Genomic DNA, 26,236 nt, shown 5'->3' on the forward strand with positions numbered 1-26,236 from the left:
TTATAGACTTAAAAGTAAGTACTGAAATTTAGCAAATGATCGTTTTTCTTACTGGAATTTTTTGGTGGAATGGAGTATGAAACGGAAATTTGATTTTGAATGGAATCCTCGTATGATTCCTCATATTTTAGGGTTAAAAGACAATATGTGTTAACTGATTTAAAGTTACTTCCAATTCAAAAGTAGCTTTAGTTGGACTCTATATGATTATTTAAGGCTAATTATGGATGTTGGTATGTAATGTATCTAAAGATACACTTATGAATTTATTCGGTGTTGAACTAAGAAAGCTACAAAAAAAACACTTCTTTATTTAAGAAAAGTATTAGATATTGCTATTAAAGAAATAAATACCTTTACTGAAATAGATATTTCTTACGATGAAGTTAAAAAGGGCGCTCTATTTTGGGTTTACATTGAAGTGGAGTACAGGAAAAGGAGTTTTAAAGGCTTCTCAAAACAAATAGATATGCTTAAAAATATTGCAGATACAGTTTTGGATGATGTCTTGATGTACGCAGAAATTAATGATAAACAAAATAGAGAAAGAGCTTTAGAGATTATCCGTGATTTCCAATCAATGAAATATCGTTATTTAGACAAACAAGTTGGTTTAACATCTGATCTTTATAATAAGCTTATGAAAAAAGCAATTGATAATTTAAAAGCTTTAAATTCTTTATTAGAACTCGAAGAAAAGAACCAATTAATACCAAAGTTCCATTATTAAATTGGTTAGAAAAAAGACTTAAATAAAATCATAGGAGATTATTATTATGGCAACTATTTCAGTGAAAAAATTATCTGAAGAGCTCGGTATATCCAAACAACCGTTCATAAAAGATTGAACAATTACCTGACCGATTTCAACTAAAAAGGTTGACGGATTTACGAGTTGACCGCTGAAACAGCTGATGCGATAAGGAAAAACAAAAAGGCGTCAACCACCGTCAATCAACCTTCAGTTGACGCGGTTGACGCGCTAAAAATGCAAATAAATGAATTAAAAGAAGAAAAAAAAAGACTCTACGGACAACTTGACCAGTTTTCAACTTTTACTGGACCAACAGCAACAATTAACTCTACAATCAAACCAGCAAATACAACAATTGCAACTCTCTATTACTAGTCAATCAGAAGAGAATACGAGTCAAAAAGACAGTTATGTTTTTAATGCTGACACTGAAAAAGAAACCGAACCAACACAAGCAAAAAAAAGGTTTTTTCAGTCGTCTATTTAACAAAGAGGAATAGCCTATTATGTCGCATTTAAAAGTGTAATCATGTATTGAATGAGAGTAAAGAAAAAGAACCCTATTGGAATAAGATTCGGATACACGTTTTTTATAGAATTTCATGTATAAAAACTTTAAACGCATATAATAATTTGAATTTTATTGTATGCGCTTAAAAAGAAAGATAACATGTATATAAATCATGATTAGAGGGTTCATTATACATGACTTTATCTCATTTCATGTATCTTTTTTATTAATTTTAGATGAGCAATAACTTCTGAGTACCCTGGTAAAAAAATAATTAATGAAATTACAATATAGATAATACAAAAAATTTATTTCATCTCCTACTTCCTTTAAATTTATATTTACTTTTATCTCTGAGTAAGATACAATTCCTTTAATATAAATATCGTTATATATGTACTAAATTCAATTGAAATAAAAGATAGTAGAAAGAGAGGGCTAACATGTTAGAAGTGCTTCCGTTTATCAGTACAGTCTGTGGATTTATTTTGTATAACAAACTTGAGTGGAGAGGTCTTACAAACAAGATTTTATTTTCTATTTTTTGGTTTTTCACTCCTATCGCAAATATTATTAGGTTTATTATCCTCGATCATTGGCTTTAAAGATGCCTTTGTTCCCTTGATCATTTTTTCCATTCTTCAATTAATTTCAATTGTCATTATTCCATTTAGATTTAAATTTAATACACTGAACTTTTTCTTAAAGGTATAGTTGTACTTTTATATGCCAGCTTATTTTTATCTATAGTGTCTCTTCTGGCTTACTAATTTATGCTATAAAACCCAAAAAAATATAAGTATAGATAAACATTGATTCAATAAGATTCTAGATACACGATTCTATAGAATTTCGTGTATTGAATAATCTGTTATTAAATAGAAGTGCAGAAGGTTTTATTTTAATGTATCTGTAGTTTTATGGATGAATAAAATATATCTCAAGGATATTTACTAGCTTTTTAAAAAACTGTTCTAACTCTGCAAACGCCGTTTTTTGGAAATAAAGAACTAAAAATTACAACAAATGAAAGAATTATAACTGGAGGAATAGTAGTCTCCCAAAGCATATAAAGAGTTACTACAAGATAAATAGTGTAATGCTATTCTTTTAACCCATTTCATCTTAACAGCTCCTTTCTGTGTATACTGAGTATAATTTTTTATTCTACGTTTGTATATAATTTAAGCAATACTGTGATTATAACGTGTATTTAGACAACTTTTATTTGAAAAGGTTACGGATACACTATTTTATCTAATTTCATGTATTGAAATAAATAAATTCTATTCTGATATAATCATTAGTAATAAGAAATATGTCATGTTTAAAAATAAAAACTGGTTACTTTAGACACAATCATACTAATCCTCAGAAAAAATCTGTAGGACATTATTTTATGGGGGAAAACGGCTTAAAATGGAAAAGAATATAAAGAAAATATAAAAGGAAACAAATATAAACGATTATTAATTTGGGTTAGTGAATCATCTACAGTATTTTCTTTTGTTACTAGGAAGGATGTGGGGATTAGTGAGAGATCAATAAGGTTAATAGAAAGTCTTACTGAGTTTCTAGTGGACTCTTATCCAACTAATGAATGGTTATCTAATGAGATTGTAGATAGTCCAATTATTGGTCATATTTATTTTTATGAATTAAACAAAACCACAAAAAATATTTTGTTAGAAGTTTCCAACTCCTTGTTTGATTGGGGAGATGACGCTTTGACTGATCTACCTGAAGATATAGCTTTTTATAATGAAAAAAGCGTCCTGTATTGCATGTTAATGGACACGAAAACTATGCTATATTAGAGGTTTCATCATTAAAAGAATATCTCAAACTAACTTTTTTATAAAATAAAAGGTTTTCTAACGTAATTAATTCCTTTGTTAAATCTTTAAATAATGGATGGATAGACTTTTAAAAGGAGCTTTTAAATGGAATTCATTTTAATTTTTTTTGAAGAAATATTATCAGCTGTTTTAAAGATTAACAATAGACTAATTAAAAATTTTATTTTAATTATTTTATTGTTAATCATGTCCGTATTTGTTTTTTTTATGCTGTATATACTTATTGGGGCTATATTTTCGACAGTAAGTTGGATTATAAAGATAATCCTATTTGCTATATTTATTCCCTGTATGTATGTAATATATATAATTATTTTAAATGGCTATAGCGAATGGAAAAATTAATACCTCTGATGTTGCAAGGCATTGATTTCATGAATTTCACGCTGTCTTTTATAACTATCTATTAACTTATTATGGCAATCATTCAGAAAACAGGAGGGATCAAATGATAAAATTATTTGGAAAAGAATACACATTAAATTCTCTACTTTATGTTTTTATTCTTGTGTGTAGCATTGTTATCATTTTTTCGAATATCTTGTATTTTATTTTATTTAAGGAAAGTATTTTTAACTGGAATATGGGACTGGGAGTTCTTTTATTTATCTCTTCAGCGTTAAATTTATTTTCAAAAAAGAAAAAAAACAGCAAAACCTAGAATACTTTTATATAATTTTCCAGAAAATAATTACATAAATAAAAATAAAAAAGCAGAGATCAAAAAATAATTTGACCTTTGTTTTTTTTGTTTTCATTTCTAAAATCATGAGAAAAATACAGCAAAAACGCAACACACTTGTCCGACATTCTGTCGTGCACAGGTGGCACAAACTGTCGGACAAGTGTGTCACGCTGTGCCACATGTGTGGCACACGAGGCGTTTGAAAGGTTGTTAAATCAGCATTTGTAATCATGATGAAAAATCGCTGATTTAACGATCTAAACGTCTCTTTTTTCCACTAAGATTCGTCAGGCACAGCCTGACAAGTCAACGTTTTGAAGCGAAGCAAAAATCGGACGACGTCGGAATCTCTTTATGCTCTTACCTAGAAATCTCTAAAAGTCACTTTATTTCTACCTGTATTTTTTTCATTTTTCGAAATTTGTTTTTTTTCTCTGTTTTTTGTACATGAGTGCAACGAATTTTTAAAATTGCGGAGCGATTTTTCACACATTTTTTTAGCACACACTCCAAATGTTTTATTGGAGTATAAGTGCGCCCTTTTATTTCGGGATCAGTTACAAATGACTTTTAAATTTGATTAATTTTGTTTTTTATTTAAAACTACAACAAGAGAATAAAATATTTAGGAGGACTTTTTTTGAATAAAGAAATCTTTAAACAATCAAAATTTTACATAGCTATAGTTAGTTTTTTTGTTGCCTTATTTTATATTTCCCAAGAAGGTTCAGTTGCAATGTTAGGTAGTTTTTTTTGGTTCCTAACTTTTATAGTTAGTTTGTATAAAGCTAATAGAACTGTAAATAAAAAGAACTAAAATCGAGCAAAGCGACAAAAAAACCATGGGTCTCATTTTATAATAATGAGATCCATGGTTTTTTATTTTGAAATTCACACAAAAATTCTGCTAAGACAAAAACTCATTTTTTTTAAATGTAGTCCACGTCCGTAGTTTGAAAAATCACTATTTTTTTATCTTCTTATTTGTTCTTTTCATGTTTTTTATTTTGAAATTTAACTTTATGTGTGCCGAAATAAAGTAGTCCAATCAGTAAAGATGAACCACCGTAAATGAAACAAAAAGTGACAATATAGTTAGCTGTTGCAGGGAAAATCATCCCAATTAGCCCTACAAGGAACAAAACGCCGCCATATAAAAAAGTTATTTTATACTCTTCTTTTTTAATCCTATTTTTCATTTCAATTTTAATTCCTTTCAACTGCGCGTATTCTTTAAAAAAACGCCTTATAAGACACTTTAACACTTATCTGGATAATTAGGCATCTTTTGCTTTAAAACCTCTTAAAACCTGCTTAATTATCTTTTAAAGGTTGTTTTTTCTCCTTTTAACTTATAAATTGCTTGCTCCATGATTTTTTTAATCTGATTTTGGGTATGTAGGGCTTGCCCTGCACGACCAAAGGGAGCTCTATACTTGTTTGATTCTTAGCTAAAAATAGCCTTTAGAGCTCATTAATGACTTTTAAGTAGTTTCCCCAACTCTTTCATTGCAAATAGAGCGTAGCGACTTCTTTTGACCTTATAAGATAGTCCTTAGCTTGCTCCGCAAGCTTTCCTTTAACTGATCTGTCACTTGATTTTAAATTGTTATATGCGATAATAAAGGTACAAAAAGATATTCACGATAAAGCCAAAGACCAGCGGGGGCAACCCACTGGTCTTTTTTTTTCGCATTTTTTTATACGGGCAGGCTAGCTGTCAGTTTTGTCCTTGGAATCTAGCCATTTGATTATGCCATGGGCAATGACATTAATCAGGACTCCAAGTAAGACGTCAAAAAGTATATTCACAATAAAGCCTCCTTTCATGCTGAAGAGTTCAGCTTAAAAAGGTGACAGCTAAATTAGTATAGCAGTTACCACTATTTTTTAACCAATACTTTTTTTCGCGCGACTGCGTATTTATTACTTTTTATTAAATTCATTATATTTATTATATTTAAGCTTCCAAAATAGTCATATATATCAACAATTTTTAGACCCTATTGAAACTTTTTTACCCCCTATTGAAACTTTTTTACCCCCCTATTGAAACTTTTTTACCCCCTATTGAAACTTTTTTACCTTTTCAATTGAAACTTTCATCATAGTGAAGTATCATTAATTATTGGTTAAAAAACATAGCAATGTTTAGGTTTCATTAGGAGGCGAGATTTTGGTTGGTAGAATAAATAACAAAAAAATACTTGAAGACAATTCTAGTTCTATTCAAAAAAGTAATGAGTTTTCTATGGTTAAAATGAATCAAGGTTTAACTTTGAATCAAATGCAATTATTATCTTATGCCATTTATGCAACTCAAAAAGACGGCACAACTACTTTTCGTAAGATAGATTTTGAAATAAATTTAATATAGAATATAAAGCAAAACATGCCCAAGAAGATTCGTTAAAAATTATAGACTTAAAAGTAAGTACTGAAAATTTAGCAAATGATCGTTTTTCTTACTGGAATATTTTTGGTGGAATGGAGTATGACAACGGAAAATTTGATTTTGAATGGAATCCTCGTATGATTCCTCATATTTTAGGGTTAAAAGACAAATATGTGTTAACTGATTTAACAGTTACTTCACAATTCAAAAGTAGCTTTAGTTGGACTCTATATGATTATTTAAAGGCTAATTATGGATGTTGGTATGTAAATGTATCTAAAGATACACTTATGAATTTATTCGGTGTTGAAACTAAAGAAAGCTACAAAAAAAACACTTCTTTATTTAAGAAAAAAGTATTAGATATTGCTATTAAAGAAATAAATACCTTTACTGAAATAGATATTTCTTACGATGAAGTTAAAAAAGGGCGCTCTATTTCTGGGTTCACATTGAAGTGGAGTACAGGAAAAGGAGTTTTAAAGGCTTCTCAAAAACAAATAGATATGCTTAAAAATATTGCAGATACAGTTTTGGATGATGTCTTGATGTACGCAGAAATTAATGATAAACAAAATAGAGAAAGAGCTTTAGAGATTATCCGTGATTTCCAATCAATGAAATATCGTTATTTAGACAAACAAGTTGGTTTAACATCTGATCTTTATAATAAGCTTATGAAAAAAGCAATTGATAATTTAAAAGCTTTAAATTCTTTATTAGAACTCGAAGGAAAAGAACCAATTAATACCAAAGTTCCATTATTAAATTGGTTAGAAAAAAAGACTTAAATAAAATCATAGGAGATTATTTATTATGGCAACTATTTCAGTGAAAAAATTATCTGAAGAGCTCGGTATATCCAAACAAGCCGTTCATAAAAGAATTGAACAATTACCTGACCGATTTCAACCTAAAAAGGTTGACGGGATTTACGAGTTGACCGCTGAAACAGCTGATGCGATAAGGAAAAACAAAAAGGCGTCAACCACCGTCAATCAACCTTCAGTTGACGCGGTTGACGCGCTAAAAATGCAAATAAATGAATTAAAAGAAGAAAAAAAAAGACTCTACGGACAACTTGACCAGTTTCAACTTTTACTGGACCAACAGCAACAATTAACTCTACAATCAAACCAGCAAATACAACAATTGCAACTCTCTATTACTAGTCAATCAGAAGAGAATACGAGTCAAAAAGACAGTTATGTTTTTAATGCTGACACTGAAAAAGAAACCGAACCAACACAAGCAAAAAAAGGTTTTTTCAGTCGTCTATTTAACAAAGAGGAATAGCCTATTATGTCGCATTTAAAAGTGTAATCATGTATTGAATGAGAGTAAAGAAAAAGAACCCTATTGGAATAAGATTCCGGATACACGTTTTTATAGAATTTCATGTATAAAAACTTTAAACGCATATAATAATTTGAATTTTATTGTATGCGCTTAAAAAGAAAGATAACATGTATATAAATCATGATTAGAGGGTTCATTATACATGACTTTATCTCATTTCATGTATCTTTTTTTATTAATTTTAGATGAGCAATAACTTCTGAGTACCCTGGTAAAAAAATAATTAATGAAATTACAATATAGATAATACCAAAAAATTTATTTCATCTCCTACTTCCTTTAAATTTATATTTACTTTTATCTCTGAGGTAAGATACAATTCCTTTAATATAAATATCGTTATATATGTACTAAATTCAATTGAAATAAAAGATAGTAGAAAGAGAGGGCTAACATGTTAGAAGTGCTTCCGTTTATCAGTACAGTCTGTGGATTTATTTTGTATAACAAACTTGAGTGGAGAGGTCTTACAAACAAGATTTTATTTTCTATTTTTTGGTTTTCACTCCTATCGCAAATATTATTAGGTTTATTATCCTCGATCATTGGCTTTAAAGATGCCTTTGTTCCCTTGATCATTTTTTCCATTCTTCAATTAATTTCAATTGTCATTATTCCATTTAGATTTAAATTTAATACACTGAACTTTTTTCTTAAAGGTATAGTTGTACTTTTATATGCCAGCTTATTTTTATCTATAGTGTCTCTTCTGGCTTACTAATTTATGCTATAAAACCCAAAAAAATATAAGTATAGATAAACATTGATTCAATAAGATTCTAGATACACGATTCTATAGAATTTCGTGTATTGAATAATCTGTTATTAAATAGAAGTGCAGAAGGTTTTATTTTAATGTATCTGTAGTTTTATGGATGAATAAAAATATATCTCAAGGATAATTACCTAGCTTTTTTAAAAAACTGTTCTAACTCTGCAAACACGCCGTTCTTGGAAATAAAAGAACTAAAAATTACAACAAATGAAAGAATTATAACTGGAGGAATAGTAGTCTCCCAAAGCATATAAAGAGTTACTACAAGATAAATAAGTGTAAATGCTATTCTTTTAACCCATTTCATCTTAACAGCTCCTTTCTGTGTATACTGAGTATAATTTTTTATTCTACGTTTGTATATAATTTAAGCAATACTGTGATTATAACGTGTATTTAGACAACTTTTATTTGAAAAGGTTACGGATACACTATTTTATCTAATTTCATGTATTGAAATAAATAAATTCTATTCTGATATAATCATTAGTAAATAAGAAATATGTCATGTTTAAAAATAAAACTGGTTACTTTAGACACAATCATACTAATCCTCAGAAAAAATCTGTAGGACATTATTTTTATGGGGGAAAACGGCTTAAAATGGAAAAGAATATAAAGAAAAATATAAAAGGAAACAAATATAAACGATTATTAATTTGGGTTAGTGAATCATCTACAGTATTTTCTTTTGTTACTAGGAAGGATGTGGGGATTAGTGAGAGATCAATAAGGTTAATAGAAAGTCTTACTGAGTTTCTAGTGGACTCTTATCCAACTAATGAATGGTTATCTAATGAGATTGTAGATAGTCCAATTATTGGTCATATTTATTTTTATGAATTAAACAAAACCACAAAAAATATTTTGTTAGAAGTTTCCAACTCCTTGTTTGATTGGGGAGATGACGCTTTGACTGATCTACCTGAAGATATAGCTTTTTATAATGGAAAAAAGCGTCCTGTATTGCATGTTAATGGACACGAAAACTATGCTATATTAGAGGTTTCATCATTAAAAGAATATCTCAAACTAACTTTTTTATAAAATAAAGGTTTTCTAACGTAATTAATTCCTTTGTTAAATCTTTAAATAATGGATGGATAGACTTTTAAAAGGAGCTTTTAAATGGAATTCATTTTAATTTTTTTTGAAGAAATATTATCAGCTGTTTTAAAGATTAACAATAGACTAATTAAAAATTTTATTTTAATTATTTTATTGTTAATCATGTCCGTATTTGTTTTTTTTATGCTGTATATACTTATTGGGGCTATATTTTCGACAGTAAGTTGGATTATAAAGATAATCCTATTTGCTATATTTATTCCCTGTATGTATGTAATATATATAATTATTTTAAATGGCTATAGCGAATGGAAAAATTAATACCTCTGATGTTGCAAGGCATTGATTTCATGAATTTCACGCTGTCTTTTATAACTATCTATTAACTTATTATGGCAATCATTCAGAAAACAGGAGGGATCAAATGATAAAATTATTTGGAAAAGAATACACATTAAATTCTCTACTTTATGTTTTTATTCTTGTGTGTAGCATTGTTATCATTTTTTCGAATATCTTGTATTTTATTTTATTTAAGGAAAGTATTTTTAACTGGAATATGGGACTGGGAGTTCTTTTATTTATCTCTTCAGCGTTAAATTTATTTTCAAAAAAGAAAAAAAACAGCAAAACCTAGAATACTTTTATATAATTTTCCAGAAAAATAATTACATAAATAAAAATAAAAAAGCAGAGATCAAAAAATAATTTGACCTTTGTTTTTTTTGTTTTCATTTCTAAAATCATGAGAAAAATACAGCAAAAACGCAACACACTTGTCCGACATTCTGTCGTGCACAGGTGGCACAAACTGTCGGACAAGTGTGTCACGCTGTGCCACATGTGTGGCACACGAGGCGTTTGAAAGGTTGTTAAATCAGCATTTGTAATCATGATGAAAAATCGCTGATTTAACGATCTAAACGTCTCTTTTTTCCACTAAGATTCGTCAGGCACAGCCTGACAAGTCAACGTTTTGAAGCGAAGCAAAAATCGGACGACGTCGGAATCTCTTTATGCTCTTACCTAGAAATCTCTAAAAGTCACTTTATTTCTACCTGTATTTTTTTCATTTTTCGAAATTTGTTTTTTTTCTCTGTTTTTTGTACATGAGTGCAACGAATTTTTAAAATTGCGGAGCGATTTTTCACACATTTTTTTAGCACACACTCCAAATGTTTTATTGGAGTATAAGTGCGCCCTTTTATTTCGGGATCAGTTACAAATGACTTTTAAATTTGATTAATTTTGTTTTTTATTTAAAACTACAACAAGAGAATAAAATATTTAGGAGGACTTTTTTTGAATAAAGAAATCTTTAAACAATCAAAATTTTACATAGCTATAGTTAGTTTTTTTGTTGCCTTATTTTATATTTCCCAAGAAGGTTCAGTTGCAATGTTAGGTAGTTTTTTTTGGTTCCTAACTTTTATAGTTAGTTTGTATAAAGCTAATAGAACTGTAAATAAAAAGAACTAAAATCGAGCAAAGCGACAAAAAAACCATGGGTCTCATTTTATAATAATGAGATCCATGGTTTTTTATTTTGAAATTCACACAAAAATTCTGCTAAGACAAAAACTCATTTTTTTTAAATGTAGTCCACGTCCGTAGTTTGAAAAATCACTATTTTTTTATCTTCTTATTTGTTCTTTTCATGTTTTTTATTTTGAAATTTAACTTTATGTGTGCCGAAATAAAGTAGTCCAATCAGTAAAGATGAACCACCGTAAATGAAACAAAAAGTGACAATATAGTTAGCTGTTGCAGGGAAAATCATCCCAATTAGCCCTACAAGGAACAAAACGCCGCCATATAAAAAAGTTATTTTATACTCTTCTTTTTTAATCCTATTTTTCATTTCAATTTTAATTCCTTTCAACTGCGCGTATTCTTTAAAAAAACGCCTTATAAGACACTTTAACACTTATCTGGATAATTAGGCATCTTTTGCTTTAAAACCTCTTAAAACCTGCTTAATTATCTTTTAAAGGTTGTTTTTTCTCCTTTTAACTTATAAATTGCTTGCTCCATGATTTTTTTAATCTGATTTTGGGTATGTAGGGCTTGCCCTGCACGACCAAAGGGAGCTCTATACTTGTTTGATTCTTAGCTAAAAATAGCCTTTAGAGCTCATTAATGACTTTTAAGTAGTTTCCCCAACTCTTTCATTGCAAATAGAGCGTAGCGACTTCTTTTGACCTTATAAGATAGTCCTTAGCTTGCTCCGCAAGCTTTCCTTTAACTGATCTGTCACTTGATTTTAAATTGTTATATGCGATAATAAAGGTACAAAAAGATATTCACGATAAAGCCAAAGACCAGCGGGGGGCAACCCACTGGTCTTTTTTTTTCGCATTTTTTTATACGGGCAGGCTAGCTGTCAGTTTTGTCCTTGGAATCTAGCCATTTGATTATGCCATGGGCAATGACATTAATCAGGACTCCAAGTAAGACGTCAAAAAGTATATTCACAATAAAGCCTCCTTTCATGCTGAAGAGTTCAGCTTAAAAAGGTGACAGCTAAATTAGTATAGCAGTTACCACTATTTTTTAACCAATACTTTTTTTCGCGCGACTGCGTATTTATTACTTTTTATTAAATTCATTATATTTATTATATTTAAGCTTCCAAAATAGTCATATATATCAACAATTTTTAGACCCTATTGAAACTTTTTTACCCCCCTATTGAAACTTTTTTACCCCCTATTGAAACTTTTTTACCCCCCTATTGAAACTTTTTTACCTTTTCAATTGAAACTTTCATCATAGTGAAGTATCATTAATTATTGGTTAAAAAAACATAGCAATGTTTAGGTTTCATTAGGAGGCGAGATTTTGGTTGGTAGAATAAATAACAAAAAAATACTTGAAGACAATTCTAGTTCTATTCAAAAAAGTAATGAGTTTTCTATGGTTAAAATGAATCAAGGTTTAACTTTGAATCAAATGCAATTATTATCTTATGCCATTTATGCAACTCAAAAAGACGGCACAACTACTTTTCGTAAGATAGATTTTGAAAATAAATTTAATATAGAATATAAAGCAAAACATGCCCAAGAAGATTCGTTAAAAATTATAGACTTAAAAGTAAGTACTGAAAATTTAGCAAATGATCGTTTTTCTTACTGGAATATTTTTGGTGGAATGGAGTATGACAACGGAAAATTTGATTTTGAATGGAATCCTCGTATGATTCCTCATATTTTAGGGTTAAAAGACAAATATGTGTTAACTGATTTAACAGTTACTTCACAATTCAAAAGTAGCTTTAGTTGGACTCTATATGATTATTTAAAGGCTAATTATGGATGTTGGTATGTAAATGTATCTAAAGATACACTTATGAATTTATTCGGTGTTGAAACTAAAGAAAGCTACAAAAAAAACACTTCTTTATTTAAGAAAAAAGTATTAGATATTGCTATTAAAGAAATAAATACCTTTACTGAAATAGATATTTCTTACGATGAAGTTAAAAAAGGGCGCTCTATTTCTGGGTTCACATTGAAGTGGAGTACAGGAAAAGGAGTTTTAAAGGCTTCTCAAAAACAAATAGATATGCTTAAAAATATTGCAGATACAGTTTTGGATGATGTCTTGATGTACGCAGAAATTAATGATAAACAAAATAGAGAAAGAGCTTTAGAGATTATCCGTGATTTCCAATCAATGAAATATCGTTATTTAGACAAACAAGTTGGTTTAACATCTGATCTTTATAATAAGCTTATGAAAAAAGCAATTGATAATTTAAAAGCTTTAAATTCTTTATTAGAACTCGAAGGAAAAGAACCAATTAATACCAAAGTTCCATTATTAAATTGGTTAGAAAAAAAGACTTAAATAAAATCATAGGAGATTATTTATTATGGCAACTATTTCAGTGAAAAAATTATCTGAAGAGCTCGGTATATCCAAACAAGCCGTTCATAAAAGAATTGAACAATTACCTGACCGATTTCAACCTAAAAAGGTTGACGGGATTTACGAGTTGACCGCTGAAACAGCTGATGCGATAAGGAAAAACAAAAAGGCGTCAACCACCGTCAATCAACCTTCAGTTGACGCGGTTGACGCGCTAAAAATGCAAATAAATGAATTAAAAGAAGAAAAAAAAAGACTCTACGGACAACTTGACCAGTTTCAACTTTTACTGGACCAACAGCAACAATTAACTCTACAATCAAACCAGCAAATACAACAATTGCAACTCTCTATTACTAGTCAATCAGAAGAGAATACGAGTCAAAAAGACAGTTATGTTTTTAATGCTGACACTGAAAAAGAAACCGAACCAACACAAGCAAAAAAAGGTTTTTTCAGTCGTCTATTTAACAAAGAGGAATAGCCTATTATGTCGCATTTAAAAGTGTAATCATGTATTGAATGAGAGTAAAGAAAAAGAACCCTATTGGAATAAGATTCCGGATACACGTTTTTATAGAATTTCATGTATAAAAACTTTAAACGCATATAATAATTTGAATTTTATTGTATGCGCTTAAAAAGAAAGATAACATGTATATAAATCATGATTAGAGGGTTCATTATACATGACTTTATCTCATTTCATGTATCTTTTTTTATTAATTTTAGATGAGCAATAACTTCTGAGTACCCTGGTAAAAAAATAATTAATGAAATTACAATATAGATAATACCAAAAAATTTATTTCATCTCCTACTTCCTTTAAATTTATATTTACTTTTATCTCTGAGGTAAGATACAATTCCTTTAATATAAATATCGTTATATATGTACTAAATTCAATTGAAATAAAAGATAGTAGAAAGAGAGGGCTAACATGTTAGAAGTGCTTCCGTTTATCAGTACAGTCTGTGGATTTATTTTGTATAACAAACTTGAGTGGAGAGGTCTTACAAACAAGATTTTATTTTCTATTTTTTGGTTTTCACTCCTATCGCAAATATTATTAGGTTTATTATCCTCGATCATTGGCTTTAAAGATGCCTTTGTTCCCTTGATCATTTTTTCCATTCTTCAATTAATTTCAATTGTCATTATTCCATTTAGATTTAAATTTAATACACTGAACTTTTTTCTTAAAGGTATAGTTGTACTTTTATATGCCAGCTTATTTTTATCTATAGTGTCTCTTCTGGCTTACTAATTTATGCTATAAAACCCAAAAAAATATAAGTATAGATAAACATTGATTCAATAAGATTCTAGATACACGATTCTATAGAATTTCGTGTATTGAATAATCTGTTATTAAATAGAAGTGCAGAAGGTTTTATTTTAATGTATCTGTAGTTTTATGGATGAATAAAAATATATCTCAAGGATAATTACCTAGCTTTTTTAAAAAACTGTTCTAACTCTGCAAACACGCCGTTCTTGGAAATAAAAGAACTAAAAATTACAACAAATGAAAGAATTATAACTGGAGGAATAGTAGTCTCCCAAAGCATATAAAGAGTTACTACAAGATAAATAAGTGTAAATGCTATTCTTTTAACCCATTTCATCTTAACAGCTCCTTTCTGTGTATACTGAGTATAATTTTTTATTCTACGTTTGTATATAATTTAAGCAATACTGTGATTATAACGTGTATTTAGACAACTTTTATTTGAAAAGGTTACGGATACACTATTTTATCTAATTTCATGTATTGAAATAAATAAATTCTATTCTGATATAATCATTAGTAAATAAGAAATATGTCATGTTTAAAAATAAAACTGGTTACTTTAGACACAATCATACTAATCCTCAGAAAAAATCTGTAGGACATTATTTTTATGGGGGAAAACGGCTTAAAATGGAAAAGAATATAAAGAAAAATATAAAAGGAAACAAATATAAACGATTATTAATTTGGGTTAGTGAATCATCTACAGTATTTTCTTTTGTTACTAGGAAGGATGTGGGGATTAGTGAGAGATCAATAAGGTTAATAGAAAGTCTTACTGAGTTTCTAGTGGACTCTTATCCAACTAATGAATGGTTATCTAATGAGATTGTAGATAGTCCAATTATTGGTCATATTTATTTTTATGAATTAAACAAAACCACAAAAAATATTTTGTTAGAAGTTTCCAACTCCTTGTTTGATTGGGGAGATGACGCTTTGACTGATCTACCTGAAGATATAGCTTTTTATAATGGAAAAAAGCGTCCTGTATTGCATGTTAATGGACACGAAAACTATGCTATATTAGAGGTTTCATCATTAAAAGAATATCTCAAACTAACTTTTTTATAAAATAAAGGTTTTCTAACGTAATTAATTCCTTTGTTAAATCTTTAAATAATGGATGGATAGACTTTTAAAAGGAGCTTTTAAATGGAATTCATTTTAATTTTTTTTGAAGAAATATTATCAGCTGTTTTAAAGATTAACAATAGACTAATTAAAAATTTTATTTTAATTATTTTATTGTTAATCATGTCCGTATTTGTTTTTTTTATGCTGTATATACTTATTGGGGCTATATTTTCGACAGTAAGTTGGATTATAAAGATAATCCTATTTGCTATATTTATTCCCTGTATGTATGTAATATATATAATTATTTTAAATGGCTATAGCGAATGGAAAAATTAATACCTCTGATGTTGCAAGGCATTGATTTCATGAATTTCACGCTGTCTTTTATAACTATCTATTAACTTATTATGGCAATCATTCAGAAAACAGGAGGGATCAAATGATAAAATTATTTGGAAAAGAATACACATTAAATTCTCTACTTTATGTTTTTATTCTTGTGTGTAGCATTGTTATCATTTTTTCGAATATCTTGTATTTTATTTTATTTAAGGAAAGTATTTTTAACTGGAATATGGGACTGGGAGTTCTTTTATTTATCTCTTCAGCGTTAAATTTATTTTCAAAAAAGAAAAAAAACAGCAAAACCTAGAATACTTTTATATAATTTTCCAGAAAAATAATTACATAAATAAAAATAAAAAAGCAGAGATCAAAAAATAATTTGACCTTTGTTTTTTTTGTTTTCATTTCTAAAATCATGAGAAAAATACAGCAAAAACGCAACACACTTGTCCGACATTCTGTCGTGCACAGGTGGCACAAACTGTCGGACAAGTGTGTCACGCTGTGCCACATGTGTGGCACACGAGGCGTTTGAAAGGTTGTTAAATCAGCATTTGTAATCATGATGAAAAATCGCTGATTTAACGATCTAAACGTCTCTTTTTTCCACTAAGATTCGTCAGGCACAGCCTGACAAGTCAACGTTTTGAAGCGAAGCAAAAATCGGACGACGTCGGAATCTCTTTATGCTCTTACCTAGAAATCTCTAAAAGTCACTTTATTTCTACCTGTATTTTTTTCATTTTTCGAAATTTGTTTTTTTTCTCTGTTTTTTGTACATGAGTGCAACGAATTTTTAAAATTGCGGAGCGATTTTTCACACATTTTTTTAGCACACACTCCAAATGTTTTATTGGAGTATAAGTGCGCCCTTTTATTTCGGGATCAGTTACAAATGACTTTTAAATTTGATTAATTTTGTTTTTTATTTAAAACTACAACAAGAGAATAAAATATTTAGGAGGACTTTTTTTGAATAAAGAAATCTTTAAACAATCAAAATTTTACATAGCTATAGTTAGTTTTTTTGTTGCCTTATTTTATATTTCCCAAGAAGGTTCAGTTGCAATGTTAGGTAGTTTTTTTTGGTTCCTAACTTTTATAGTTAGTTTGTATAAAGCTAATAGAACTGTAAATAAAAAGAACTAAAATCGAGCAAAGCGACAAAAAAACCATGGGTCTCATTTTATAATAATGAGATCCATGGTTTTTTATTTTGAAATTCACACAAAAATTCTGCTAAGACAAAAACTCATTTTTTTTAAATGTAGTCCACGTCCGTAGTTTGAAAAATCACTATTTTTTTATCTTCTTATTTGTTCTTTTCATGTTTTTTATTTTGAAATTTAACTTTATGTGTGCCGAAATAAAGTAGTCCAATCAGTAAAGATGAACCACCGTAAATGAAACAAAAAGTGACAATATAGTTAGCTGTTGCAGGGAAAATCATCCCAATTAGCCCTACAAGGAACAAAACGCCGCCATATAAAAAAGTTATTTTATACTCTTCTTTTTTAATCCTATTTTTCATTTCAATTTTAATTCCTTTCAACTGCGCGTATTCTTTAAAAAAACGCCTTATAAGACACTTTAACACTTATCTGGATAATTAGGCATCTTTTGCTTTAAAACCTCTTAAAACCTGCTTAATTATCTTTTAAAGGTTGTTTTTTCTCCTTTTAACTTATAAATTGCTTGCTCCATGATTTTTTTAATCTGATTTTGGGTATGTAGGGCTTGCCCTGCACGACCAAAGGGAGCTCTATACTTGTTTGATTCTTAGCTAAAAATAGCCTTTAGAGCTCATTAATGACTTTTAAGTAGTTTCCCCAACTCTTTCATTGCAAATAGAGCGTAGCGACTTCTTTTGACCTTATAAGATAGTCCTTAGCTTGCTCCGCAAGCTTTCCTTTAACTGATCTGTCACTTGATTTTAAATTGTTATATGCGATAATAAAGGTACAAAAAGATATTCACGATAAAGCCAAAGACCAGCGGGGGGCAACCCACTGGTCTTTTTTTTTCGCATTTTTTTATACGGGCAGGCTAGCTGTCAGTTTTGTCCTTGGAATCTAGCCATTTGATTATGCCATGGGCAATGACATTAATCAGGACTCCAAGTAAGACGTCAAAAAGTATATTCACAATAAAGCCTCCTTTCATGCTGAAGAGTTCAGCTTAAAAAGGTGACAGCTAAATTAGTATAGCAGTTACCACTATTTTTTAACCAATACTTTTTTTCGCGCGACTGCGTATTTATTACTTTTTATTAAATTCATTATATTTATTATATTTAAGCTTCCAAAATAGTCATATATATCAACAATTTTTAGACCCTATTGAAACTTTTTTACCCCCCTATTGAAACTTTTTTACCCCCCTATTGAAACTTTTTTACCCCCCTATTGAAACTTTTTTACCTTTTCAATTGAAACTTTCATCATAGTGAAGTATCATTAATTATTGGTTAAAAAAACATAGCAATGTTTAGGTTTCATTAGGAGGCGAGATTTTGGTTGGTAGAATAAATAACAAAAAAATACTTGAAGACAATTCTAGTTCTATTCAAAAAAGTAATGAGTTTTCTATGGTTAAAATGAATCAAGGTTTAACTTTGAATCAAATGCAATTATTATCTTATGCCATTTATGCAACTCAAAAAGACGGCACAACTACTTTTCGTAAGATAGATTTTGAAAATAAATTTAATATAGAATATAAAGCAAAACATGCCCAAGAAGATTCGTTAAAAATTATAGACTTAAAAGTAAGTACTGAAAATTTAGCAAATGATCGTTTTTCTTACTGGAATATTTTTGGTGGAATGGAGTATGACAACGGAAAATTTGATTTTGAATGGAATCCTCGTATGATTCCTCATATTTTAGGGTTAAAAGACAAATATGTGTTAACTGATTTAACAGTTACTTCACAATTCAAAAGTAGCTTTAGTTGGACTCTATATGATTATTTAAAGGCTAATTATGGATGTTGGTATGTAAATGTATCTAAAGATACACTTATGAATTTATTCGGTGTTGAAACTAAAGAAAGCTACAAAAAAAACACTTCTTTATTTAAGAAAAAAGTATTAGATATTGCTATTAAAGAAATAAATACCTTTACTGAAATAGATATTTCTTACGATGAAGTTAAAAAAGGGCGCTCTATTTCTGGGTTCACATTGAAGTGGAGTACAGGAAAAGGAGTTTTAAAGGCTTCTCAAAAACAAATAGATATGCTTAAAAATATTGCAGATACAGTTTTGGATGATGTCTTGATGTACGCAGAAATTAATGATAAACAAAATAGAGAAAGAGCTTTAGAGATTATCCGTGATTTCCAATCAATGAAATATCGTTATTTAGACAAACAAGTTGGTTTAACATCTGATCTTTATAATAAGCTTATGAAAAAAGCAATTGATAATTTAAAAGCTTTAAATTCTTTATTAGAACTCGAAGGAAAAGAACCAATTAATACCAAAGTTCCATTATTAAATTGGTTAGAAAAAAAGACTTAAATAAAATCATAGGAGATTATTTATTATGGCAACTATTTCAGTGAAAAAATTATCTGAAGAGCTCGGTATATCCAAACAAGCCGTTCATAAAAGAATTGAACAATTACCTGACCGATTTCAACCTAAAAAGGTTGACGGGATTTACGAGTTGACCGCTGAAACAGCTGATGCGATAAGGAAAAACAAAAAGGCGTCAACCACCGTCAATCAACCTTCAGTTGACGCGGTTGACGCGCTAAAAATGCAAATAAATGAATTAAAAGAAGAAAAAAAAAGACTCTACGGACAACTTGACCAGTTTCAACTTTTACTGGACCAACAGCAACAATTAACTCTACAATCAAACCAGCAAATACAACAATTGCAACTCTCTATTACTAGTCAATCAGAAGAGAATACGAGTCAAAAAGACAGTTATGTTTTTAATGCTGACACTGAAAAAGAAACCGAACCAACACAAGCAAAAAAAGGTTTTTTCAGTCGTCTATTTAACAAAGAGGAATAGCCTATTATGTCGCATTTAAAAGTGTAATCATGTATTGAATGAGAGTAAAGAAAAAGAACCCTATTGGAATAAGATTCCGGATACACGTTTTTATAGAATTTCATGTATAAAAACTTTAAACGCATATAATAATTTGAATTTTATTGTATGCGCTTAAAAAGAAAGATAACATGTATATAAATCATGATTAGAGGGTTCATTATACATGACTTTATCTCATTTCATGTATCTTTTTTTATTAATTTTAGATGAGCAATAACTTCTGAGTACCCTGGTAAAAAAATAATTAATGAAATTACAATATAGATAATACCAAAAAATTTATTTCATCTCCTACTTCCTTTAAATTTATATTTACTTTTATCTCTGAGGTAAGATACAATTCCTTTAATATAAATATCGTTATATATGTACTAAATTCAATTGAAATAAAAGATAGTAGAAAGAGAGGGCTAACATGTTAGAAGTGCTTCCGTTTATCAGTACAGTCTGTGGATTTATTTTGTATAACAAACTTGAGTGGAGAGGTCTTACAAACAAGATTTTATTTTCTATTTTTTGGTTTTCACTCCTATCGCAAATATTATTAGGTTTATTATCCTCGATCATTGGCTTTAAAGATGCCTTTGTTCCCTTGATCATTTTTTCCATTCTTCAATTAATTTCAATTGTCATTATTCCATTTAGATTTAAATTTAATACACTGAACTTTTTTCTTAAAGGTATAGTTGTACTTTTATATGCCAGCTTATTTTTATCTATAGTGTCTCTTCTGGCTTACTAATTTATGCTATAAAACCCAAAAAAATATAAGTATAGATAAACATTGATTCAATAAGATTCTAGATACACGATTCTATAGAATTTCGTGTATTGAATAATCTGTTATTAAATAGAAGTGCAGAAGGTTTTATTTTAATGTATCTGTAGTTTTATGGATGAATAAAAATATATCTCAAGGATAATTACCTAGCTTTTTTAAAAAACTGTTCTAACTCTGCAAACACGCCGTTCTTGGAAATAAAAGAACTAAAAATTACAACAAATGAAAGAATTATAACTGGAGGAATAGTAGTCTCCCAAAGCATATAAAGAGTTACTACAAGATAAATAAGTGTAAATGCTATTCTTTTAACCCATTTCATCTTAACAGCTCCTTTCTGTGTATACTGAGTATAATTTTTTATTCTACGTTTGTATATAATTTAAGCAATACTGTGATTATAACGTGTATTTAGACAACTTTTATTTGAAAAGGTTACGGATACACTATTTTATCTAATTTCATGTATTGAAATAAATAAATTCTATTCTGATATAATCATTAGTAAATAAGAAATATGTCATGTTTAAAAATAAAACTGGTTACTTTAGACACAATCATACTAATCCTCAGAAAAAATCTGTAGGACATTATTTTTATGGGGGAAAACGGCTTAAAATGGAAAAGAATATAAAGAAAAATATAAAAGGAAACAAATATAAACGATTATTAATTTGGGTTAGTGAATCATCTACAGTATTTTCTTTTGTTACTAGGAAGGATGTGGGGATTAGTGAGAGATCAATAAGGTTAATAGAAAGTCTTACTGAGTTTCTAGTGGACTCTTATCCAACTAATGAATGGTTATCTAATGAGATTGTAGATAGTCCAATTATTGGTCATATTTATTTTTATGAATTAAACAAAACCACAAAAAATATTTTGTTAGAAGTTTCCAACTCCTTGTTTGATTGGGGAGATGACGCTTTGACTGATCTACCTGAAGATATAGCTTTTTATAATGGAAAAAAGCGTCCTGTATTGCATGTTAATGGACACGAAAACTATGCTATATTAGAGGTTTCATCATTAAAAGAATATCTCAAACTAACTTTTTTATAAAATAAAGGTTTTCTAACGTAATTAATTCCTTTGTTAAATCTTTAAATAATGGATGGATAGACTTTTAAAAGGAGCTTTTAAATGGAATTCATTTTAATTTTTTTTGAAGAAATATTATCAGCTGTTTTAAAGATTAACAATAGACTAATTAAAAATTTTATTTTAATTATTTTATTGTTAATCATGTCCGTATTTGTTTTTTTTATGCTGTATATACTTATTGGGGCTATATTTTCGACAGTAAGTTGGATTATAAAGATAATCCTATTTGCTATATTTATTCCCTGTATGTATGTAATATATATAATTATTTTAAATGGCTATAGCGAATGGAAAAATTAATACCTCTGATGTTGCAAGGCATTGATTTCATGAATTTCACGCTGTCTTTTATAACTATCTATTAACTTATTATGGCAATCATTCAGAAAACAGGAGGGATCAAATGATAAAATTATTTGGAAAAGAATACACATTAAATTCTCTACTTTATGTTTTTATTCTTGTGTGTAGCATTGTTATCATTTTTTCGAATATCTTGTATTTTATTTTATTTAAGGAAAGTATTTTTAACTGGAATATGGGACTGGGAGTTCTTTTATTTATCTCTTCAGCGTTAAATTTATTTTCAAAAAAGAAAAAAAAACAGCAAAACCTAGAATACTTTTATATAATTTTCCAGAAAAATAATTACATAAATAAAAATAAAAAAGCAGAGATCAAAAAATAATTTGACCTTTGTTTTTTTTGTTTTCATTTCTAAAATCATGAGAAAAATACAGCAAAAACGCAACACACTTGTCCGACATTCTGTCGTGCACAGGTGGCACAAACTGTCGGACAAGTGTGTCACGCTGTGCCACATGTGTGGCACACGAGGCGTTTGAAAGGTTGTTAAATCAGCATTTGTAATCATGATGAAAAATCGCTGATTTAACGATCTAAACGTCTCTTTTTTCCACTAAGATTCGTCAGGCACAGCCTGACAAGTCAACGTTTTGAAGCGAAGCAAAAATCGGACGACGTCGGAATCTCTTTATGCTCTTACCTAGAAATCTCTAAAAGTCACTTTATTTCTACCTGTATTTTTTTCATTTTTCGAAATTTGTTTTTTTTCTCTGTTTTTTGTACATGAGTGCAACGAATTTTTAAAATTGCGGAGCGATTTTTCACACATTTTTTTAGCACACACTCCAAATGTTTTATTGGAGTATAAGTGCGCCCTTTTATTTCGGGATCAGTTACAAATGACTTTTAAATTTGATTAATTTTGTTTTTTATTTAAAACTACAACAAGAGAATAAAATATTTAGGAGGACTTTTTTTGAATAAAGAAATCTTTAAACAATCAAAATTTTACATAGCTATAGTTAGTTTTTTTTGTTGCCTTATTTTATATTTCCCAAGAAGGTTCAGTTGCAATGTTAGGTAGTTTTTTTTGGTTCCTAACTTTTATAGTTAGTTTGTATAAAGCTAATAGAACTGTAATAAAAGAACTAAAATCGAGCAAAGCGACAAAAAAACCATGGGTCTCATTTTATAATAATATCCATGGGAAAAAAAAAAAAATTCACACAAAAATATATCTACATCGATAAATACTCTAAAAAAAAAAAGAACCTCAACCAGTTGAAAAATCATAACATAATTATCTTCTTATTTGTAATTCTATATCTTGTTTTTTATTTTGAAATTTAACTTTATGTGTGCCGAAATAAAGTAGTCCAATCAGTAAAGATGAACCACCGTAAATGAAACAAAAGTGACAATATAGTTAGCTGTTGCAGGGAAAATCATCCCAATTAGCCCTACAAGGAACAAAACGCCGCCATATAAAAAAGTTATTTTATACTCTTCTTTTTTAATCCTATTTTTCATTTCAATTTTAATTCCTTTCAACTGCGCGTATTCTTTAAAAAAACGCCTTATAAGACACTTTAACACTTATCTGGATAATTAGGCATCTTTTGCTTTAAAACCTCTTAAAACCTGCTTAATTATCTTTTAAAGGTTGTTTTTTCTCCTTTTAACTTATAAATTGCTTGCTCCATGATTTTTTTAATCTGATTTTGGGTATGTAGGGCTTGCCCTGCACGACCAAAGGGAGCTCTATACTTGTTTGATTCTTAGCTAAAAATAGCCTTTAGAGCTCATTAATGACTTTTAAGTAGTTTCCCCAACTCTTTCATTGCAAATAGAGCGTAGCGACTTCTTTTGACCTTATAAGATAGTCCTTAGCTTGCTCCGCAAGCTTTCCTTTAACTGATCTGTCACTTGATTTTAAATTGTTATATGCGATAATAAAGGTACAAAAAGATATTCACGATAAAGCCAAAGACCAGCGGGGGGCAACCCACTGGTCTTTTTTTTTCGCATTTTTTTATACGGGCAGGCTAGCTGTCAGTTTTGTCCTTGGAATCTAGCCATTTGATTATGCCATGGGCAATGACATTAATCAGGACTCCAAGTAAGACGTCAAAAAGTATATTCACAATAAAGCCTCCTTTCATGCTGAAGAGTTCAGCTTAAAAAGGTGACAGCTAAATTAGTATAGCAGTTACCACTATTTTTTAACCAATACTTTTTTTCGCGCGACTGCGTATTTATTACTTTTTATTAAATTCATTATATTTATTATATTTAAGCTTCCAAAATAGTCATATATATCAACAATTTTTAGACCCTATTGAAACTTTTTTACCCCCTATTGAAACTTTTTACCCCCCTATTGAAACTTTTTTACCCCCTATTGAAACTTTTTTACCTTTTCAATTGAAACTTTCATCATAGTGAAGTATCATTAATTATTGGTTAAAAAAACATAGCAATGTTTAGGTTTCATTAGGAGGCGAGATTTTGGTTGGTAGAATAAATAACAAAAAAATACTTGAAGACAATTCTAGTTCTATTCAAAAAAGTAATGAGTTTTCTATGGTTAAAATGAATCAAGGTTTAACTTTGAATCAAATGCAATTATTATCTTATGCCATTTATGCAACTCAAAAAGACGGCACAACTACTTTTCGTAAGATAGATTTTGAAAATAAATTTAATATAGAATATAAAGCAAAACATGCCCAAGAAGATTCGTTAAAAATTATAGACTTAAAAGTAAGTACTGAAAATTTAGCAAATGATCGTTTTTCTTACTGGAATATTTTTGGTGGAATGGAGTATGACAACGGAAAATTTGATTTTGAATGGAATCCTCGTATGATTCCTCATATTTTAGGGTTAAAAGACAAATATGTGTTAACTGATTTAACAGTTACTTCACAATTCAAAAGTAGCTTTAGTTGGACTCTATATGATTATTTAAAGGCTAATTATGGATGTTGGTATGTAAATGTATCTAAAGATACACTTATGAATTTATTCGGTGTTGAAACTAAAGAAAGCTACAAAAAAAACACTTCTTTATTTAAGAAAAAAGTATTAGATATTGCTATTAAAGAAATAAATACCTTTACTGAAATAGATATTTCTTACGATGAAGTTAAAAAAGGGCGCTCTATTTCTGGGTTCACATTGAAGTGGAGTACAGGAAAAGGAGTTTTAAAGGCTTCTCAAAAACAAATAGATATGCTTAAAAATATTGCAGATACAGTTTTGGATGATGTCTTGATGTACGCAGAAATTAATGATAAACAAAATAGAGAAAGAGCTTTAGAGATTATCCGTGATTTCCAATCAATGAAATATCGTTATTTAGACAAACAAGTTGGTTTAACATCTGATCTTTATAATAAGCTTATGAAAAAAGCAATTGATAATTTAAAAGCTTTAAATTCTTTATTAGAACTCGAAGGAAAAGAACCAATTAATACCAAAGTTCCATTATTAAATTGGTTAGAAAAAAAGACTTAAATAAAATCATAGGAGATTATTTATTATGGCAACTATTTCAGTGAAAAAATTATCTGAAGAGCTCGGTATATCCAAACAAGCCGTTCATAAAAGAATTGAACAATTACCTGACCGATTTCAACCTAAAAAGGTTGACGGGATTTACGAGTTGACCGCTGAAACAGCTGATGCGATAAGGAAAAACAAAAAGGCGTCAACCACCGTCAATCAACCTTCAGTTGACGCGGTTGACGCGCTAAAAAATGCAAATAAATGAATTAAAAGAAGAAAAAAAAAGACTCTACGGACAAACTTGACCAGTTTCAACTTTTACTGGACCAACAGCAACAATTAACTCTACAATCAAACCAGCAAATACAACAATTGCAACTCTCTATTACTAGTCAATCAGAAGAGAATACGAGTCAAAAAGACAGTTATGTTTTTAATGCTGACACTGAAAAAGAAACCGAACCAA

Annotated in this window: 29 protein-coding genes and 1 pseudogene; 23 read left to right on the plus strand and 7 right to left on the minus strand. The window is 29.0% G+C overall.

What is annotated here, in order from left to right:
• Positions 1-328 precede the first annotated feature (328 nt).
• From BLT48_RS14410 to BLT48_RS13725, 6 genes and pseudogenes are all read left to right on the plus strand, one after another.
• Positions 329-385 (plus strand): annotated as a pseudogene (locus BLT48_RS14410) (hypothetical protein); the annotation flags it as partial.
• A 36-nt stretch (positions 386-421) separates the two neighbouring features.
• The gene (locus BLT48_RS01070) at positions 422-730 is read left to right on the plus strand and encodes a hypothetical protein (RefSeq protein ID WP_143019086.1); all 309 of its coding nucleotides are present in this window, start codon (positions 422-424) and stop codon (positions 728-730) included.
• Positions 731-895: 165 nt separating this feature from the next.
• A complete protein-coding gene (locus tag BLT48_RS13620) occupies positions 896-1,129 on the plus strand; it encodes a hypothetical protein (RefSeq protein ID WP_143019087.1) in 234 nt (77 codons plus the stop codon).
• 1,659 nt (positions 1,130-2,788) lie between these two features.
• The gene (locus BLT48_RS01080; RefSeq protein WP_089974526.1) at positions 2,789-3,082 is read left to right on the plus strand and encodes a hypothetical protein; all 294 of its coding nucleotides are present in this window, start codon (positions 2,789-2,791) and stop codon (positions 3,080-3,082) included.
• 490 nt (positions 3,083-3,572) lie between these two features.
• The gene (locus BLT48_RS01090; RefSeq protein WP_089974532.1) at positions 3,573-3,785 is read left to right on the plus strand and encodes a hypothetical protein; all 213 of its coding nucleotides are present in this window, start codon (positions 3,573-3,575) and stop codon (positions 3,783-3,785) included.
• 664 nt (positions 3,786-4,449) lie between these two features.
• Positions 4,450-4,626 (plus strand): hypothetical protein, encoded by a 177-nt coding sequence (locus BLT48_RS13725; protein WP_176944030.1) that lies wholly within the window; start codon positions 4,450-4,452, stop codon positions 4,624-4,626.
• Between the two features lie 163 nt (positions 4,627-4,789).
• Here the strand turns inward: BLT48_RS13725 and BLT48_RS01095 are convergent, their stop codons facing one another.
• Entirely contained in the window at positions 4,790-5,029 is a 240-nt protein-coding gene (locus BLT48_RS01095; protein WP_089974558.1) for a hypothetical protein, read from the minus strand.
• Positions 5,030-5,985: 956 nt separating this feature from the next.
• Here BLT48_RS01095 and BLT48_RS01100 point away from each other — a divergent pair.
• The 3 genes from BLT48_RS01100 to BLT48_RS01110 are packed head-to-tail and all read left to right on the plus strand — an operon-like array spanning position 5,986 to position 7,500.
• Entirely contained in the window at positions 5,986-6,186 is a 201-nt protein-coding gene (locus tag BLT48_RS01100; RefSeq protein WP_089974535.1) for a hypothetical protein, read from the plus strand.
• A gap of 41 nt (positions 6,187-6,227) precedes the next feature.
• Positions 6,228-6,995, plus strand: coding sequence for a replication initiation protein (locus BLT48_RS01105; RefSeq protein WP_280513118.1), 768 nt, complete (start codon positions 6,228-6,230; stop codon positions 6,993-6,995).
• A 25-nt stretch (positions 6,996-7,020) separates the two neighbouring features.
• A complete protein-coding gene (locus BLT48_RS01110; protein WP_089974540.1) occupies positions 7,021-7,500 on the plus strand; it encodes an Lrp/AsnC family transcriptional regulator in 480 nt (159 codons plus the stop codon).
• A 965-nt stretch (positions 7,501-8,465) separates the two neighbouring features.
• On the opposite strand, the gene BLT48_RS01120 is transcribed toward BLT48_RS01110, so the two are convergent.
• On the minus strand, positions 8,466-8,645 hold the full coding sequence (locus tag BLT48_RS01120) for a hypothetical protein (RefSeq protein ID WP_089974545.1): 180 nt from the start codon (positions 8,643-8,645) through the stop codon (positions 8,466-8,468).
• Between the two features lie 200 nt (positions 8,646-8,845).
• Between BLT48_RS01120 and BLT48_RS01125 the strand changes: the two genes are divergently transcribed.
• The 3 genes from BLT48_RS01125 (at position 8,846) to BLT48_RS13730 (ending at position 10,885) form a co-directional block, all read left to right on the plus strand.
• The gene (locus BLT48_RS01125; protein ID WP_089974546.1) at positions 8,846-9,385 is read left to right on the plus strand and encodes a hypothetical protein; all 540 of its coding nucleotides are present in this window, start codon (positions 8,846-8,848) and stop codon (positions 9,383-9,385) included.
• Between the two features lie 445 nt (positions 9,386-9,830).
• Positions 9,831-10,043 (plus strand): hypothetical protein, encoded by a 213-nt coding sequence (locus tag BLT48_RS01135; protein ID WP_089974532.1) that lies wholly within the window; start codon positions 9,831-9,833, stop codon positions 10,041-10,043.
• A 665-nt stretch (positions 10,044-10,708) separates the two neighbouring features.
• Entirely contained in the window at positions 10,709-10,885 is a 177-nt protein-coding gene (locus tag BLT48_RS13730) for a hypothetical protein (protein WP_176944030.1), read from the plus strand.
• Positions 10,886-11,048: 163 nt separating this feature from the next.
• Here the strand turns inward: BLT48_RS13730 and BLT48_RS01140 are convergent, their stop codons facing one another.
• The gene (locus tag BLT48_RS01140; protein WP_089974558.1) at positions 11,049-11,288 is read right to left on the minus strand and encodes a hypothetical protein; all 240 of its coding nucleotides are present in this window, start codon (positions 11,286-11,288) and stop codon (positions 11,049-11,051) included.
• A gap of 959 nt (positions 11,289-12,247) precedes the next feature.
• Between BLT48_RS01140 and BLT48_RS01145 the strand changes: the two genes are divergently transcribed.
• Together BLT48_RS01145 and BLT48_RS01150 are read left to right on the plus strand one after the other, a co-directional pair.
• Positions 12,248-13,258 (plus strand): replication initiation protein, encoded by a 1,011-nt coding sequence (locus tag BLT48_RS01145; RefSeq protein WP_089974549.1) that lies wholly within the window; start codon positions 12,248-12,250, stop codon positions 13,256-13,258.
• A gap of 25 nt (positions 13,259-13,283) precedes the next feature.
• The gene (locus BLT48_RS01150; RefSeq protein ID WP_089974540.1) at positions 13,284-13,763 is read left to right on the plus strand and encodes an Lrp/AsnC family transcriptional regulator; all 480 of its coding nucleotides are present in this window, start codon (positions 13,284-13,286) and stop codon (positions 13,761-13,763) included.
• A gap of 965 nt (positions 13,764-14,728) precedes the next feature.
• Here BLT48_RS01150 and BLT48_RS01160 read toward each other — a convergent pair.
• Entirely contained in the window at positions 14,729-14,908 is a 180-nt protein-coding gene (locus tag BLT48_RS01160) for a hypothetical protein (RefSeq protein WP_089974545.1), read from the minus strand.
• A 200-nt stretch (positions 14,909-15,108) separates the two neighbouring features.
• Between BLT48_RS01160 and BLT48_RS01165 the strand changes: the two genes are divergently transcribed.
• The 3 genes from BLT48_RS01165 (at position 15,109) to BLT48_RS13735 (ending at position 17,148) form a co-directional block, all read left to right on the plus strand.
• Positions 15,109-15,648: a hypothetical protein gene (locus BLT48_RS01165; protein WP_089974546.1), complete on the plus strand. Its 540-nt coding sequence runs from the start codon at positions 15,109-15,111 to the stop codon at positions 15,646-15,648.
• A 445-nt stretch (positions 15,649-16,093) separates the two neighbouring features.
• Positions 16,094-16,306 (plus strand): hypothetical protein, encoded by a 213-nt coding sequence (locus BLT48_RS01175; RefSeq protein WP_089974532.1) that lies wholly within the window; start codon positions 16,094-16,096, stop codon positions 16,304-16,306.
• Positions 16,307-16,971: 665 nt separating this feature from the next.
• The gene (locus BLT48_RS13735; RefSeq protein WP_176944030.1) at positions 16,972-17,148 is read left to right on the plus strand and encodes a hypothetical protein; all 177 of its coding nucleotides are present in this window, start codon (positions 16,972-16,974) and stop codon (positions 17,146-17,148) included.
• Positions 17,149-17,311: 163 nt separating this feature from the next.
• Here the strand turns inward: BLT48_RS13735 and BLT48_RS01180 are convergent, their stop codons facing one another.
• Positions 17,312-17,551, minus strand: coding sequence for a hypothetical protein (locus tag BLT48_RS01180; protein ID WP_089974558.1), 240 nt, complete (start codon positions 17,549-17,551; stop codon positions 17,312-17,314).
• A 960-nt stretch (positions 17,552-18,511) separates the two neighbouring features.
• Between BLT48_RS01180 and BLT48_RS01185 the strand changes: the two genes are divergently transcribed.
• Together BLT48_RS01185 and BLT48_RS01190 are read left to right on the plus strand one after the other, a co-directional pair.
• Positions 18,512-19,522: a replication initiation protein gene (locus tag BLT48_RS01185; protein ID WP_089974549.1), complete on the plus strand. Its 1,011-nt coding sequence runs from the start codon at positions 18,512-18,514 to the stop codon at positions 19,520-19,522.
• Between the two features lie 25 nt (positions 19,523-19,547).
• Complete coding sequence (locus BLT48_RS01190; protein WP_089974540.1) at positions 19,548-20,027, plus strand: Lrp/AsnC family transcriptional regulator; 480 nt, start codon at positions 19,548-19,550, stop codon at positions 20,025-20,027.
• Positions 20,028-20,992: 965 nt separating this feature from the next.
• On the opposite strand, the gene BLT48_RS01200 is transcribed toward BLT48_RS01190, so the two are convergent.
• Positions 20,993-21,172 carry a hypothetical protein gene (locus tag BLT48_RS01200; RefSeq protein WP_089974545.1) on the minus strand — a complete coding sequence of 60 codons (180 nt, stop codon included), beginning with the start codon at positions 21,170-21,172 and terminating at the stop codon, positions 20,993-20,995.
• 200 nt (positions 21,173-21,372) lie between these two features.
• Between BLT48_RS01200 and BLT48_RS01205 the strand changes: the two genes are divergently transcribed.
• Positions 21,373-21,912, plus strand: a complete 540-nt coding sequence (locus tag BLT48_RS01205; protein WP_089974546.1) for a hypothetical protein — start codon at positions 21,373-21,375, stop codon at positions 21,910-21,912.
• Positions 21,913-22,357: 445 nt separating this feature from the next.
• Positions 22,358-22,642 (plus strand): hypothetical protein, encoded by a 285-nt coding sequence (locus tag BLT48_RS01215; RefSeq protein WP_176944031.1) that lies wholly within the window; start codon positions 22,358-22,360, stop codon positions 22,640-22,642.
• Positions 22,643-23,640: 998 nt separating this feature from the next.
• On the opposite strand, the gene BLT48_RS13740 is transcribed toward BLT48_RS01215, so the two are convergent.
• Positions 23,641-23,811: a hypothetical protein gene (locus BLT48_RS13740; RefSeq protein WP_176944032.1), complete on the minus strand. Its 171-nt coding sequence runs from the start codon at positions 23,809-23,811 to the stop codon at positions 23,641-23,643.
• Between the two features lie 957 nt (positions 23,812-24,768).
• Between BLT48_RS13740 and BLT48_RS01225 the strand changes: the two genes are divergently transcribed.
• Together BLT48_RS01225 and BLT48_RS01230 are read left to right on the plus strand one after the other, a co-directional pair.
• Positions 24,769-25,779, plus strand: coding sequence for a replication initiation protein (locus BLT48_RS01225; protein WP_089974549.1), 1,011 nt, complete (start codon positions 24,769-24,771; stop codon positions 25,777-25,779).
• 25 nt (positions 25,780-25,804) lie between these two features.
• Positions 25,805-26,035: a winged helix-turn-helix transcriptional regulator gene (locus BLT48_RS01230; RefSeq protein ID WP_089974555.1), complete on the plus strand. Its 231-nt coding sequence runs from the start codon at positions 25,805-25,807 to the stop codon at positions 26,033-26,035.
• Positions 26,036-26,236 lie beyond the last annotated feature (201 nt).

The organism is Carnobacterium viridans, from assembly GCF_900102725.1.
Taxonomy (GTDB): domain Bacteria; phylum Bacillota; class Bacilli; order Lactobacillales; family Carnobacteriaceae; genus Carnobacterium_B; species Carnobacterium_B viridans.